This is a genomic window from Citrobacter sp. CK198 (genome assembly GCF_030333295.1).
GTDB lineage: Bacteria > Pseudomonadota > Gammaproteobacteria > Enterobacterales > Enterobacteriaceae > Citrobacter_B > Citrobacter_B koseri.
The window spans coordinates 171,618-187,176 of sequence record NZ_JAOWGE010000036.1 but is presented as its reverse complement, the minus strand read 5'-3'; the positions used below and the strand labels follow the sequence as shown (position 1 = coordinate 187,176).

Sequence of the window (15,559 nt, the reverse complement as noted above, 5' to 3'; positions counted from 1 at the left end):
TGACCGTAGGCCCGGCAAGCGCGCTAACGATTTTTTATCACGCAATATTCAGATATTTGTGTGTCTGCATTGATAAGCGCCAGTTACGCGCGATACAGGTTTCAATGCACAGACGCGTCGCGTCTTCTTTCTGGCTGATTGGCTGCAAGGCAATGATTCGCGGCTTATCGTCGCTCAGCGTCGCCAATAGCTCATCCAGCGCTTCAATATCACGGACGCGACCAACAGGGTGCTTGATTTCATTCGCACGCTCCAGCGCCTGCGACAGGACGTCATAGCCACCGCGCATATTCACCTTCGGCGAGACCGTCACCCAGGTATTCGGCGTACAGCGCACTTCGTGGGTACCGCTGGTTTCAATCTGACAGCTGAATCCATTCTTCTCGAGTAAATCAGTCAATGGCATCAGGTCATGGATGCAGGGCTCACCGCCGGTGATCACGGCATGACGCGCGGTATACCCCTGTCGGTTTATCACCGCCAGCAGGTCTTCGCTACTTGCCGCGCCCCACTTGTCGCTCTCTTTGGTCTTCGCCAGGATGCTGTACAACGACACCTCCCGATCTTTAAGCTTATCCCAGGTGTGTTTGGTATCGCACCAGGCACAGCCAACCGGGCATCCCTGTAAACGAATAAAAATGGCGGGGACGCCGGTAAAGTAACCCTCACCTTGCAGGGTCTGGAACATCTCGTTAATCGGGTACTGCATAGCATTCTCTGTTAAGGGGATAATCAGTGATTATCGCAGAAAGCCTCGCTAAGGTCATGCACAGCAGCTGCGCCAAACGCACGCCATAAAAAAACCCGCCGGAGCGGGTTTTTTACGTTAAGAGTGAAGAGCAGGATTACGCCTGACCTTTGATCTCTTTACGACCGTTGTACGGAGCTTTTTCGCCCAGCGCTTCTTCGATACGAATCAGCTGGTTGTATTTAGCAACACGGTCAGAACGGCTCATAGAACCGGTTTTGATCTGGCCTGCCGCAGTACCAACAGCCAGGTCAGCGATGGTCGCGTCTTCAGTTTCGCCAGAACGGTGAGAGATAACGGCAGTGTAGCCAGCGTCTTTCGCCATCTTGATAGCAGCCAGCGTTTCGGTCAGAGAACCGATCTGGTTGAATTTGATCAGGATGGAGTTAACGATGCCTTTGTCGATACCTTCTTTCAGGATCTTGGTGTTGGTTACGAACAGGTCGTCACCAACCAGCTGGATTTTGTCGCCCAGCACTTTGGTCTGGTATGCGAAACCGTCCCAGTCAGACTCGTCCAGACCGTCTTCGATGGAAACGATCGGGTACTGTTTGGTCAGGTCTTCCAGGAAGTGAGTGAATTCTTCAGAGGTGAATGCTTTGTTGCCTTCGCCAGCCAGAACGTATTTGCCGTCTTTGTAGAATTCAGATGCTGCGCAGTCCATCGCCAGAGTGATGTCTTTGCCCAGCTCGTAGCCAGCAGCTTTAACCGCTTCAGCGATAACAGCCAGTGCTTCAGCGTTGGAGCCCAGGTTCGGCGCATAGCCGCCTTCGTCACCAACAGCAGTGTTCATACCTTTAGCTTTCAGAACTTTAGCCAAGTTGTGGAACACTTCAGAACCCATACGTACTGCTTCTTTCAGGGTTTTAGCGCCAACCGGCTGAATCATGAATTCCTGGATATCAACGTTGTTGTCAGCGTGCTCGCCGCCGTTGATGATGTTCATCATCGGAACCGGCATGGAGTATTTGCCCGGGGTGCCGTTCAGTTCAGCGATGTGCTCGTACAGCGGCTGACCTTTAGAGGCCGCAGCGGCTTTGGCGTTAGCCAGAGACACAGCCAGGATCGCGTTCGCACCGAAGTTAGATTTGTTTTCAGTACCGTCCAGGTCGATCATGATTTTATCAATGCCAGCCTGATCTTTGGCATCTTTGCCAAGGATTGCCTGAGCGATCGGGCCGTTAACCGCTGCAACAGCTTTGGTTACGCCTTTACCCAGGAAACGGGATTTGTCGCCATCGCGCAGTTCCAGCGCTTCGCGGGAACCCGTAGAAGCACCTGACGGAGCGGCTGCCATACCAACGAAACCACCTTCCAGGTGTACTTCGGCTTCAACAGTCGGGTTACCACGGGAGTCGATGATTTCACGACCGATGACTTTAACGATTTTGGACATTAGGTTTTCCTCAGTACAAGTTAAACTAAAACTCCAGACAAACAACGCGTACCTTTGGTACGCGTTGCCGTTCTAACTTTTTTTACTTCTTACTTCGCCTGACGCTTCTGATATTCGCTGGCGGCTTTCACAAAGCCTGCAAACAGCGGATGCCCGTCACGCGGCGTTGAAGTAAATTCCGGGTGGAATTGACAGGCAACGAACCACGGATGGTTCGGCACTTCGATGATCTCGACCAACTGATCATCCCCGGAACGGCCCGCAATGCGCAGACCCGCAGCTTCAATTTGGTTCAACAACATGTTGTTGACTTCATAGCGGTGACGATGGCGCTCAGTGATTGTCGGCGTACCGTACATCTGGCGAACCAGGCTCTCATCGGAAAGCTGACACATCTGCGCGCCAAGACGCATGGTGCCACCCAGATCGCTCTTCTCAGTACGGACTTCAACGTTGCCGTTCTCGTCACGCCACTCGGTAATCAGCGCCACAACAGGGTACTTACAGTCTGGCACAAATTCCGTTGAGTTGGCGTTTTCCATACCCGCTACGTTGCGCGCAAATTCAATCAGCGCAACCTGCATACCCAGGCAAATACCCAGATAAGGAATATTGTTCTCACGCGCATAACGCGCCGTCGCGACCTTACCTTCAACGCCACGGTAGCCGAAGCCGCCTGGGATCAGGATAGCGTCTAAATCTTTCAGAATTTCGACGCCGCGCGTTTCAACATCCTGCGAATCGATCAGCTTGATGTTGACGGTGACACGGTTCTTCAGGCCACCGTGTTTCAGCGCTTCAATCACCGACTTATAGGCATCCGGCAGTTCAATGTACTTGCCGACCATACCGATAGTCACTTCGCCCGCCGGGTTCGCTTCTTCGTAGATAACCTGTTCCCATTCGGCCAGGTTCGCTTCCGGGCAGTCTAAGCTGAATCGTTTACAAATATAATCGTCCAGACCCTGAGATTTCAACATGCCCGGAATTTTATAAATAGAATCGACGTCTTTCAGAGAAATAACGGCCTTTTCAGCAACGTTACAGAACAATGCAATCTTCGCACGTTCATTGGCCGGAACGGCACGATCGGAACGGCAGATCAGAATATCCGGCTGGATACCGATGGAGAGCAGTTCTTTAACGGAGTGCTGCGTCGGTTTCGTTTTGACTTCGCCTGCCGCGGCCATGTACGGCACCAGCGTCAGGTGCATAAACAGCGCGTGCTCACGACCGATATCAACCGCCAGTTGACGAATCGCTTCCAGGAACGGCAGGGACTCGATATCACCGACAGTACCGCCGATTTCGACCAGCACCACGTCGTGGCCTTCGCCGCCTTCGATGATGCGCTCTTTAATCGCGTTGGTGATGTGCGGGATAACCTGTACGGTTGCGCCCAGATAGTCGCCACGGCGTTCTTTACGCAGAACGTCGGAGTAAATACGACCCGTGGTGAAGTTGTTGCGGCGGCTCATCTTGGTGCGAATGAAGCGCTCATAGTGACCCAGGTCCAGATCGGTTTCGGCGCCGTCTTCAGTAACGAACACTTCCCCGTGTTGGATTGGACTCATAGTACCAGGATCGACGTTGATGTACGGATCCAGTTTCATGATGGTCACGTTGAGGCCACGGGCTTCAAGAATGGCTGCGAGGGAGGCTGCGGCAATGCCTTTACCCAGAGAGGATACGACCCCGCCGGTCACAAAAATATAGTTCGTTGTCATGCTGAACCTGAGAAGTTAGGTTTAAAAGACGATGGAATAACCAGGACGGGAAAGCAGTATACCCGAACATGGCGTACGCCACAAACTTTCATTATCCCCTCTCCTTCGTTCTTCAAGCCGCACCAGTGTTAGCTTCCTTCACTCACCCCAGTCACATCGCATTTCTATGTTCCTGGGGATTCTTTCAGTCGCCGCCTTGTTGCGACTCGAATAACTCGAAGAGGCAGTATACAAGGTGTTTCATCAACATAACGGGAAGAGAAAATAGCCCCTTTGGGGTAAATGTTTTTGACGTAAATCAAGAGCTTGTTATTTAAAAAATCACACAAAACGCCCTTGACTGCCTAAATTCGTTAGAGATCAATTTCCTGGCGTTTTACCTGCTGCCAGACTTCTTCCATTGTTTCCAGATCAACTCCCGTCATTTCCAGGCCTCGCGCCGCAACAATCCGCTCAACTTCACGAAAACGCCGTTCGAACTTTTCATTGGCTTTTTGTAACGCGGTCTCTGCTTTTGTCCCTAAATGACGCGCCATATTGACGGTGGCAAAGAGCAGGTCGCCCATTTCCTCCTCCAGTTTAGCCTGGTCTACGACAGCCTGCCGCGCCTCGAACATGACCTCGTCGATCTCTTCATACACCTTATCGACAACCGGCCCTAACGTCGTCCAGTCAAAGCCGACGTTCGAACAGCGCTTCTGGATTTTTTGCGCGCGCATTAACGCCGGTAAGCTGCGGGGAATATCATCCAGCGCCGAATGCTGCGCTTTCTGCGCGCGCTCTTCGGTTTTGATTTGCTCCCAGCGGGCTAATACCTCGGTACTGTTGTTAGCGGCTACGTCCGCAAAGACGTGTGGGTGGCGACGTTCCAGTTTATCGCTGATGGCGGCGCAAATATCATTAAAGTCAAAGCGCCCTTCTTCCTGAGCCATCTGCGCATAAAACACGACCTGAAACAGCAGATCGCCCAGCTCTCCGCGCAGGTCGTCAAAGTCCTCACGGGCAATGGCGTCGAGCACTTCATAGGTTTCTTCAAGGGTATACGGCGCAATGGTGGCAAACGTCTGCTCTTTGTCCCACGGGCAGCCGTTTTCCGGGTCGCGCAAGCGTTGCATGATGCCAAGCAGGCGATCGATTTGATTCATTGGAATATCCTGAAAATTGTCACCAACGTAGGCCGGATAAGGCGACAGCCGCCATCCGGCAACTGGCAATGCCTGATGGCAACGCTGACGCGTCTTATCAGGCCTACAAAGCGTATCCGACCTGGAAAAATTAATTGCCGTGCAAACGACGCGCGTCGATCACATCCGGCACCTGGTTGAGTTTACTGAGTACGCGCCCCAGCACTTGCAGGTTGTAAATTTCGATGGTCATATCGATGGTGGCGAGCTGCTGCCGGGTGTCGCTGCGGCTGGCCACCCCCAGCACGTTTACCTTCTCGTTAGCCAGAATGGTGGTGATATCCCGCAACAAGCCGCTACGATCGTTGGCCTGAACGCGTACCACCAGCGAATATCCCGCAGAGTAGCTCTCGCCCCACACCGCATCCACGATACGTTCCGGTGCATGAGAACGCAGTTCCACAAGCTGTTCGCAGTCCGCCCGGTGAACGGAGATTCCGCGCCCCTGGGTGATAAACCCGACAATCTCATCTCCTGGAATCGGCTGGCAGCAACGCGCAATGTGGTGCATCAGGTTGCCGACCCCTTCCACCACCACGCGACCATCGTCTTTACGGCGATTCTGCGGAGCGTATGTTTTCTGCTGAAGCTGTTTCAGCGCGGCGGCATCCTGTTCGGCGGCGCTCGGCTTATTAAACTGCGATTGCAGGAAGTTCACCATCTGGTTAAGGCGAATATCCCCGCCGCCAATCGCCGCCAGCAGTTCCTCCAGCTCATTGAAGTTGTAGCGCGGCAGCAGGTGTTTTTCCGCCTCTTTCAGGCTGATGCCCAAATGCGCCAGTTCATCGTCGAGGATTTGCCGCCCGGCGAGAATGTTCTTGTCCCGATCCTGCTTGCGGAACCAGGCGTGGATTTTAGAACGGCCACGGCTGGTCGTCACATAGCCCAGGTTCGGATTGAGCCAGTCCCGGCTAGGGTTTGGCTGCTTCTGGGTGATGATTTCAATCTGATCGCCCATCTGCAACTGATAGGTAAACGGCACGATACGCCCGCCGATTTTCGCCCCGATGCAGCGATGCCCCACATCGCTGTGGATATGGTAGGCAAAGTCAAGCGGCGTGGAGCCTGCGGGCAGATCCACCACATCGCCTTTTGGCGTAAAGACATACACCCGGTCGTCAAAGACCTGGCTACGCACTTCATCCAGCATTTCGCCAGAATCCGCCATCTCTTCCTGCCAGGCGATCAGCTTACGCAGCCACGCAATTCTGTCTTCATGGCCCGTGCGTGCGCCCCCGGAGACCGCTCCCTCTTTGTACTTCCAGTGCGCCGCGACGCCCAGTTCGGCATCTTCGTGCATCTGTTTGGTACGAATCTGGATCTCAACGGTTTTACCGCCAGGGCCAAGTACCACCGTATGGATTGACTGGTAGCCATTAGGTTTCGGGTTGGCGACGTAATCATCGAACTCGTCCGGCAGATGGCGATAGTGCGTATGCACAATCCCCAGCGCGGCATAGCAGTCCTGCAAACGTTCGGCCACAATACGCACGGCGCGCACGTCAAACAGCTCGTCAAACGCCAGATGCTTTTTCTGCATTTTGCGCCAGATGCTGTAGATGTGTTTCGGGCGGCCATAGACCTCCGCCTTCACGCCTTCAGTTTTCATTTCAGAACGCAGATGCCCGACAAACTCTTCAATGTAATGCTCGCGGTCAATGCGGCGTTCGTGCAGCAGTTTGGCGATCCGCTTGTATTCCGCCGGGTGCAGATAGCGGAAGCAGTAATCTTCCAGCTCCCACTTCAGTTGCCCGATGCCCAGCCGGTTAGCCAGCGGAGCATAGATATTGGTGCACTCTTTCGCCGCCAGTACGCGTTCATCTTCCGGCGCGTCTTTAACCTCGCGCAGATGGGCGATGCGTTCCGCCAGCTTGATGACCACGCAGCGGAAGTCGTCCACCATCGCCAGCAGCATCCGACGAACGTTATCCACCTGCTCGGAGGAGACGGAATCGTTATGCGTCGCTTTCAGCTGACGAATCGCCGCCATATCGCGCACGCCGTGAATCAGATTGACGATCGATGTCCCCACGCTCTCGCGCAGGATATCTTCGCTGACAACATTGGCGTCAGCCAGAGGGAAGAGCAGCGCCGCCCGCAGCGTGTCGATATCCATACTTAACGTAGAGAGGATTTCCACCATCTCCACGCCACGCCACAGCAACAGTTCCGCATCGGGATGTCCTTGTGTCTGTTGCAGGCAATACGCCCAGGTTTCGGCTAAGCGTTCACACGACTGCTGGCTGGAGATACTCAGACTCGCGATCCATTTTTTCGGATCAAACTCACCAGCTTTATTAAGATGTGCACTTCTTACCGCAACCATTGTCCTCTCCTTAAGGGACCAGGCCTACCGAAGTCAGCAAGCCATGACTCATTACAAACGCTCAAACAACACCATTGATTCCAGATGCCCAGTGTGTGGGAACATGTCGAGCATCGCCAGCCGCTGAATTTGGTATCCGGCATTCAACAAGGCGTCGCTATCCCGTGCCAGCGTAGCAGGATTACAGGATACATAAACAATACGAATTGGTTTTAACTTTATAATGTGTTTCATCACGCCTGCCGCCCCGGCACGAGCGGGATCGAGCAAAATTTTGTCAAAACCATTTTTCGCCCATTGCTGCTTCGTGACATCTTCTTCGAGATTTTCGTGAAAGAATGTCACATTCTGTAATCCGTTACGCCGCGCGTTTTCCCGGCCTTTTTCCACCAGCGCCGGAACGCCTTCAACGCCCACAACGCTGGCGGCGCGCGTCGCCAGCGGCAGAGTAAAATTCCCCATGCCGCAGAACAGATCCAGAACCCGGTCGCCAGGTTGAATATCCAGCCATTCCAGCGCCCGGGCGACCATTTTCTGGTTCACCCCTTCGTTGACCTGAATAAAGTCGCGCGGGCTGAAGGTTAAGCGTAGCCCGTTTGAATCATACCAGGGCGTCTCCCCGGTAAGCGGTTCAAGTATGTCGCTTTGAGGGGCCAGAAACAGAGACAGTCCCTCAGAATGCGAAAAGCGTTCCAGTTTTTCTCTGTCCGCCGCGCTCAAGGGCGCCGTATGACGCAGCACCATCAGGGTGCCATTCCCCGCCTGTACCAGCTCGACATGGCCAAAGTGGCGGTGTCCTTGCAAACTTTCCAGACACGCCCTGACGCGGGGCAGCAGCGCCTCAAGCTGGGGCACCAGAATGGGGCACTGCCTGACATCCACGATATCGCTGGAGCCCGCCTTGCGAAATCCCATCTGCAATTGCTGAGTTTTAGGCAGATAATTCAGGCTTAAACGCGCACGGCGTCGATAGCCCCACGGCGTATCGGCGATCACCTCGGCGACATCGCATTTCATTAAGCGCGACAGCGCGGCGCTTTTGCTGCGTTGTTGCAGCGCGACGCTGGCATGCTGCTGCTGGCAGCCGCCACAGACGCCAAAGTGTGGGCAGCGCGGCGTTTCCCGTTCCGGGCTATCATTCAGGCGACGCTTAACTTGCGCGCGGGCGAACTGTTTTTTATCTTCAGTAATGACGACGTCGCCCTTTTCCTGGGGCAGTAATCCCGGTATAAACAGCGCCTTTCCATTATGGCGAGCCACGCCCTGACCAAAAGGATCGAGGTCATTGACCGTAACGGTTATGATCTGACGCGTCGTCACGCGTCGTTTTGCAGAGTAGAATTGCGCCATCGACGAGATATTTCTCAATTGAACAGTGTGACCCTAATTGTCCCATAACGGAACTCCATGACCAACTACAGCCTGCGCGCACGCATGATGATTCTGATCCTGGCCCCGACCGTCCTCATTGGTTTACTGCTCAGTATCTTTTTCGTTGTGCATCGCTATAACGACTTGCAGCGTCAACTGGAAGATGCTGGCGCCAGCATTATCGAACCTCTTGCGGTCTCCAGCGAATATGGCATGAACCTGCAAAACCGCGAATCAATCGGGCAGCTCATCAGCGTTCTCCATCGCCGCCACTCCGACATCGTGCGCGCCATTTCCGTTTATGACGAGAATAACCGGCTGTTTGTCACATCCAATTTCCATCTCGATCCGTCAGAAATGCAGCTCGCCACCGGGGAGCCGTTTCCCCGCAGGCTGAGCGTGACCCGCCACGGGGACATTATGATCCTGCGAACGCCGATTATCTCCGAAAGGTATTCGCCGGACGAATCCCCCGTAACAGATGCCAAAACGCCGAGAAATATGTTGGGATATGTGGCGCTTGAACTGGATCTCAAGTCCGTCCGCCTGCAACAGTACAAAGAGATTTTCATCTCCAGCGTGATGATGCTGTTCTGTATCGGCATTGCCTTAATTTTTGGCTGGCGCCTGATGCGCGACGTCACCGGCCCCATTCGTAATATGGTCAATACCGTTGACCGCATTCGTCGTGGGCAGCTCGACAGCCGCGTCGAGGGCTTTATGCTGGGCGAGCTGGATATGCTGAAAAACGGCATCAACTCGATGGCGATGTCGCTTGCCGCTTACCATGAAGAGATGCAGCATAATATCGATCAGGCCACTTCGGATCTGCGCGAAACGCTGGAACAGATGGAGATCCAGAACGTTGAGCTGGATCTGGCGAAGAAGCGCGCTCAGGAAGCGGCGCGTATTAAGTCTGAGTTTTTGGCCAACATGTCGCACGAACTGCGTACGCCGCTTAACGGCGTGATTGGCTTTACCCGTCTGACGCTAAAAACCGAACTCAATACAACCCAGCGCGATCACCTCAATACTATCGAGCGTTCGGCCAACAACCTGCTGGCGATCATCAATGACGTGCTCGATTTTTCCAAGCTGGAAGCGGGCAAGCTGATTCTGGAAAGCATTCCCTTCCCGCTACGCAGCACGCTGGATGAAGTGGTGACGCTGCTGGCGCATTCATCCCATGACAAAGGGCTGGAGCTCACGTTAAACATCAAAAATGACGTACCGGATAACGTCATCGGCGACCCGCTGCGCCTACAGCAGGTCATTACCAATCTGGTCGGTAATGCCATTAAATTTACCGAAAGCGGCAATATCGACATTCTGGTTGAAAAGCGCGCGCTCAGTAATACCAAAGTACAGATTGAAATCCAGATCCGCGATACCGGCATCGGCATTCCCGAGCGCGACCAGTCGCGTCTGTTCCAGGCTTTCCGCCAGGCGGACGCCAGCATTTCACGCCGTCATGGAGGAACCGGTCTGGGGCTGGTGATTACGCAAAAACTGGTCAATGAGATGGGCGGCGATATCTCGTTCCACAGTCAGCCCAATCGCGGTTCCACTTTCTGGTTCCACATTAATCTCGATCTCAACCCGAATGTGATAAGCGACGCGCCGCCAACGCGCTGTCTGGTCGGAAAACGGCTGGCCTACGTCGAACCGAACGCCACCGCCGCGCAATGCACGCTGGATATGCTGAGCGACACGCCGCTGGAGGTGATCTACAGCCCGACGTTCTCAGCGTTGCCGCTGGATCACTACGATATCCTGCTTATCAGCGTTCCGGTGACCTTTAACGAACCGCTCACCATGCAGCAAGAACGGCTGGCAAAAGCCGCCGCCATGACGGACTTCCTGCTGCTGGCGCTGCCTTGCCATGCCCAGATTAACGCCGAAAAACTCAAGCAAGGCGGCGCGGCGGCCTGTCTGTTAAAACCGCTCACCTCAACGCGTTTACTGCCTGCGCTGACGGAATACTGCCATTTGAATCAGCATGTTGAACCGCTGCTGACGGATGAGAATAAAATCGCCATGACGGTAATGGCGGTCGACGATAACCCGGCCAATCTGAAGCTGATCGGCGCGCTGCTGGAGGATAAAGTCCAGCATGTGGAGCTTTGCGACAGCGGGCATCAGGCGGTGGAGCGGGCCAAACAGATGCAGTTTGATTTGATCCTGATGGACATTCAGATGCCAGATATGGACGGTATCCGCGCCTGTGAGCTGATTCATCAGCTTCCGCATCAGCAGCAAACGCCGGTGATCGCCGTGACGGCACATGCGATGGCGGGTCAGAAAGAGAAGCTGCTGAGCGCGGGGATGAATGACTATCTGGCCAAGCCGATAGAAGAAGAAAAGCTGCACAGTCTGCTGTTACGCTATAAGCCGGGGGCCGTGGTAGCGACCCGATTACCCGCCGCTGAATCGACAGAGTTTATTGTCAACCCGAACGCAACGCTCGACTGGCAACTGGCGCTGCGCCAGGCGGCCGGAAAATCCGATCTGGCGCGGGATCTGCTGCAAATGCTCATCGACTTCCTGCCGGAAGTGCGTAACAAAATTGAAGAACAGCTGGTGGGAGAGGCGCCCGAAGGGCTGGTGGATCTCATCCACACGCTGCACGGCAGCTGCGGCTACAGCGGGGTGCCGCGCATGAAAAACTTGTGCCAGTTAATTGAGCAGCAGTTACGCAGCGGCACCAAAGAAGAGGAGCTTGAACCCGAGTTTCTGGAGCTGCTTGATGAGATGGACAACGTCGCGCGCGAAGCAAAGAAAATATTAGGATGAGGGGGATGCCGGATGGCGACGCTAGCGCGTCTTATCCGGCCTACAGGTGCGTGACCGTAGGCCTGATAAGCGCAGCGCCATCAGGCAGTTAACGTAAATGCTGCCCCACGTTAAGGGTGGCGGCGATATTGCGCGCAGCCATACGCACATTTTCTGCGGCATTCTCCAGCGCCTCATCCAGCGTACAGATGGTATAAATCACGCTGAAAACAGCATCCAGCCCATGTTGGTGTACAACACCCACATCCGCCGTCAGGCTACCTGCAATACCAATCACGGGCTTATTATGTCGTTTCGCGACCTTTGCCACGCCGACAGGCACTTTGCCGTGAATCGTTTGGCTGTCGATGCGCCCTTCTCCGGTAACAACCAGATCCGCATCAGCAACGCACTCTTCCAGATGCAAAGCATCGGTCACGATCTCAATGCCGCGCCGTAACTCCGCGCCGCAAAACGCATATAATGCGGCCCCCAGACCGCCCGCCGCGCCGCCGCCCGCCAGTTCGAATACGTTAATATCCAGATCGCGGGAAATCAGCCGGGCATAGTGCGTCAGCGCGTCGTCTAAGCGTTGAATCATCTCCGGCGTGGCGCCTTTTTGCGGACCAAATACCGCAGATGCCCCCTCTTTCCCGGTCAGCGGATTCGTGACATCGCAGGCGACTTCGATACGACACGCGGCAAGACGTTTATCAATACCGCTGATATCAATCTTTGAGAGCGCTTCCAGCGCCGCGCCGCCTTGCGTAATCTCCTGGTGCTGCGCATCCAGCAATTTCGCCCCCAGCGCCTGCACCATACCGGCGCCGCCGTCATTCGTCGCGCTACCGCCAAGGCCAATAATAATATGTTCCACCCCGGCATCGAGAGCGTGGCGAATTAACTCGCCGGTTCCCCACGAGGTGGTTTTTAGCGGATCGCGTAATTGCGGTGGAACCAACTCCAGCCCGCTGGCGGCGGCCATTTCGATAAAGGCCGAACGCTCGTCGCCAGAAAGCCCATAAAATGCCCGCACGCTGTCACCGAGCGGGCCCGTCACGTCAACATCAACAATCCGGCCTGCCGTGGCCTCGACCATCGCTTCAACCGTTCCCTCACCACCATCAGCAACCGGGAGTTTTACGTAATCCGCATCAGGCCAGATTTCACGAAACCCCTCCTCAATGGCGGTCGCTACCTCAAGAGCGCTCAAACTTTCCTTATAAGAGTCCGGTGCGATCACTATTTTCATAAAGCATCCTTACGCATGTTGACTGTACTAAGCATACACCAGGAGAAGAACCGACCCCATGACGAAACCGGTTCAATACAGTCAGCGCACCATGCACGGGCGCTTATTGTCGAATGTCCAGTTCGGGATCAGATACTGCATTCCCATCGCATCATCACGCGCGCCCAGGCCGTGTTGCTGATACAACTCGTGCGCCTTCATCACCTGATCCATGTCAATCTCAACGCCAAGACCTGGTTTATCAGGCACCTGCACCATACCGCCTTTGATTTCAAACGGCTCTTTGGTCAGACGCTGATTACCTTCCTGCCAGATCCAGTGGGTATCGATCGCGGTGATCTTGCCTGGCGCGGCGGCCGCCACATGCGTGAACATCGCCAGGGAAATATCAAAGTGGTTATTGGAATGCGAACCCCAGGTCAGGCCGAACTCATGGCACATCTGCGCGACGCGCACAGATCCCTGCATCGTCCAGAAATGTGGGTCAGCCAGCGGAATGTCCACAGACTGCAAGGAGAGCGTATGCCCCATCTGACGCCAGTCAGTGGCGATCATATTGGTGGCCGTCGGCAGACCGGTCGCGCGACGGAACTCCGCCATCACTTCGCGGCCAGAGAAACCCTGCTCCGCCCCGCACGGATCTTCCGCATAGGCCAGCGAGCCTTTCAGGTACTTACCGATTTGGATTGCTTCGTTCAGCGACCAGGCGCCGTTCGGGTCCAGCGTCACGCGGGCATTCGGGAAGCGTTTCGCCAGCGCTACAATGGACTCCGCCTCTTCATCTCCCGCCAGAACGCCGCCCTTCAGTTTAAAGTCGTTAAAGCCATACTTCTCGTATGCCGCTTCCGCCAGGCGGACGACCGCATCAGGAGTCATCGCCTCTTCGTGACGCAGACGATACCAGTCGCATTTCTCATCCGGCTGGCTCTGGTACGGCAGCGGCGTCGCTTTACGGTTGCCGACAAAGAACAGATAGCCAAGCATTTCCACTTCGCTACGCTGTTGCCCCTCACCCAGCAGGGATGCCACGTTGACCCCCAGGTGCTGGCCTAACAGATCAAGCAGCGCCGCTTCAATGCCGGTGACCACATGAATGGTGGTACGTAAGTCGAAGGTTTGTAAGCCGCGCCCGCCCGCATCACGATCGGCGAACTGATGACGCACGGCATTCAGCACGTTTTTGTACTCACCCAGCGTTTTACCCACCACCAGCGGGATCGCCTCTTCCAGCGTCTGGCGGATTTTCTCGCCGCCGGGGATTTCCCCCACGCCGGTGTGACCAGAATTGTCTTTAATAATGACGATATTACGGGTGAAGAACGGCGCATGCGCCCCGCTCAGGTTCATCAGCATACTGTCATGCCCCGCAACCGGGATAACCTGCATAGCGGTAACAACAGGGGTCGTAAATTGTGTACTCATCATTCAGTCCTTATATGAATTAGCGACGGCCGAAAACGGGGCGTTTACGATCAAAAGTCCAGCCGGGGATCAGGTATTGCATCGGGCCTGCGTCATTGCGCGCGCCGCCGGGCAGTTTCTTGTAAGCGTCATGCGCTTTCTGCACCTGCTCCCAGTCCAGCTCCACGCCAAGACCCGGCGCATCCGGCACTGCAATTTTTCCGTCTTTAATTTCCAGCGGTTGCTTCGTCAGGCGACAATCGCCCTCCTGCCAGATCCAGTGGGTGTCAATCGCCGTCGGTTTACCCGGCGCGGCAGCACCAACGTGAGTGAACATCGCCAGGGAAATATCGAAATGGTTGTTCGAATGGCAGCCCCAGGTCAGCCCCCAGTCATCGCATAATTGCGCCACGCGCACCGCGCCGGAGAGCGTCCAGAAATGCGGGTCGGCGAGCGGAATATCCACCGCGTTTAACATCACCGCATGGCCCATTTCACGCCAGTTGGTGGCAATCATGTTGGTCGCGACCGGCAGCCCCGTCGCACGACGGAACTCCGCCATCACTTCACGCCCGGAGAATCCTTGTTCTGCGCCACACGGATCTTCAGCATACGTGAGCACATCGTTCAGCCCTTTACACAGCGCGATGGCTTCATCCAGCAGCCAGGCGCCGTTTGGGTCAACCGTGATTCGCGCATCCGGGAAGCGTTTTTTCAGCGCGCGGGCCGTGTCGATCTCCTGCTCGCCGGGCAACACGCCGCCCTTCAGTTTGAAATCTTTAAAGCCGTAGCGATCCTGCGCCGCCTGCGCCAGATGCACAACCGCGTCGCTGGTGAGCGCTTCCTGATGGCGCAGGTGATACCAGTCATGATTGCCCGGCGTTTTTTCGAGATAAGGTAAATCCGTTTTGGTGCGATCGCCCACGTAGAAAAGGTAGCCCAGCACAGTCACCGCATCGCGCTGTTTGCCCGGCCCTAACAGTTCGCACACCGGTACATTCAGCGCTTTGCCCAGCAGATCCAGCAGCGCTGCTTCCAGCGCCGCTACCGCATTCACCCGCAGTTCGAAAGTCCAGGCGCCTTTACCAAAGGTATCAAAGTCGGCAGCCTGATTACCTTTATGCACCTGTTGCACCACTTTATTCAGGCGGGCCACTTCCTGGCCTAAAACCATCGGAATCGCATCCACCAGCGTCTGGTAAATCACCTCGCCGCCGGGCGCTTCACCCACGCCGGTGTTACCGGCGTTATCGGTGAGGACGACGATATTGCGCGTGAAATACGCGTTATGCGCCCCACCGATGTTGAGTAACATACTGTCATGTCCGGCCACCGGAATGACTTTCATATCGGTAATGACGGGACTTGATTGCGTTGTCATA

Annotated in this window: 10 protein-coding genes; 1 reads left to right on the top strand and 9 read right to left on the bottom strand. The window is 55.2% G+C overall.

Going from position 1 to position 15,559, the window contains the following annotated elements:
* Nucleotides 1-37: 37 nt before the first annotated feature.
* From queE to rlmD, 6 genes are all read right to left on the bottom strand, one after another.
* The gene (queE, locus tag OGY62_RS21845) at nucleotides 38-709 is read right to left on the bottom strand and encodes a 7-carboxy-7-deazaguanine synthase QueE (RefSeq protein ID WP_286460538.1); all 672 of its coding nucleotides are present in this window, start codon (nucleotides 707-709) and stop codon (nucleotides 38-40) included.
* Nucleotides 710-845: 136 nt separating this feature from the next.
* Nucleotides 846-2,144 carry a phosphopyruvate hydratase gene (eno, locus tag OGY62_RS21840; RefSeq protein ID WP_012134889.1) on the bottom strand — a complete coding sequence of 433 codons (1,299 nt, stop codon included), beginning with the start codon at nucleotides 2,142-2,144 and terminating at the stop codon, nucleotides 846-848.
* 89 nt (nucleotides 2,145-2,233) lie between these two features.
* The gene (gene pyrG, locus OGY62_RS21835; protein ID WP_012134890.1) at nucleotides 2,234-3,871 is read right to left on the bottom strand and encodes a glutamine hydrolyzing CTP synthase; all 1,638 of its coding nucleotides are present in this window, start codon (nucleotides 3,869-3,871) and stop codon (nucleotides 2,234-2,236) included.
* 353 nt (nucleotides 3,872-4,224) lie between these two features.
* Nucleotides 4,225-5,016, bottom strand: a complete 792-nt coding sequence (gene mazG / locus OGY62_RS21830) for a nucleoside triphosphate pyrophosphohydrolase (RefSeq protein ID WP_110493880.1) — start codon at nucleotides 5,014-5,016, stop codon at nucleotides 4,225-4,227.
* Nucleotides 5,017-5,146: 130 nt separating this feature from the next.
* Entirely contained in the window at nucleotides 5,147-7,381 is a 2,235-nt protein-coding gene (gene relA, locus OGY62_RS21825; RefSeq protein WP_047461598.1) for a GTP diphosphokinase, read from the bottom strand.
* Nucleotides 7,382-7,432: 51 nt separating this feature from the next.
* Nucleotides 7,433-8,731 (bottom strand): 23S rRNA (uracil(1939)-C(5))-methyltransferase RlmD, encoded by a 1,299-nt coding sequence (gene rlmD / locus OGY62_RS21820; RefSeq protein WP_283317586.1) that lies wholly within the window; start codon nucleotides 8,729-8,731, stop codon nucleotides 7,433-7,435.
* A gap of 57 nt (nucleotides 8,732-8,788) precedes the next feature.
* Between rlmD and barA the strand changes: the two genes are divergently transcribed.
* The gene (gene barA / locus OGY62_RS21815; RefSeq protein ID WP_049009494.1) at nucleotides 8,789-11,545 is read left to right on the top strand and encodes a two-component sensor histidine kinase BarA; all 2,757 of its coding nucleotides are present in this window, start codon (nucleotides 8,789-8,791) and stop codon (nucleotides 11,543-11,545) included.
* Between the two features lie 88 nt (nucleotides 11,546-11,633).
* Here the strand turns inward: barA and OGY62_RS21810 are convergent, their stop codons facing one another.
* From OGY62_RS21810 to OGY62_RS21800, 3 genes are all read right to left on the bottom strand, one after another.
* Nucleotides 11,634-12,776, bottom strand: coding sequence for a glycerate kinase (locus OGY62_RS21810; RefSeq protein ID WP_047461590.1), 1,143 nt, complete (start codon nucleotides 12,774-12,776; stop codon nucleotides 11,634-11,636).
* An 81-nt stretch (nucleotides 12,777-12,857) separates the two neighbouring features.
* Nucleotides 12,858-14,198 (bottom strand): glucarate dehydratase, encoded by a 1,341-nt coding sequence (gene gudD, locus OGY62_RS21805; RefSeq protein WP_024130902.1) that lies wholly within the window; start codon nucleotides 14,196-14,198, stop codon nucleotides 12,858-12,860.
* 19 nt (nucleotides 14,199-14,217) lie between these two features.
* Nucleotides 14,218-15,558: an enolase C-terminal domain-like protein gene (locus tag OGY62_RS21800; RefSeq protein WP_012134897.1), complete on the bottom strand. Its 1,341-nt coding sequence runs from the start codon at nucleotides 15,556-15,558 to the stop codon at nucleotides 14,218-14,220.
* Nucleotide 15,559: the final 1 nt, after the last annotated feature.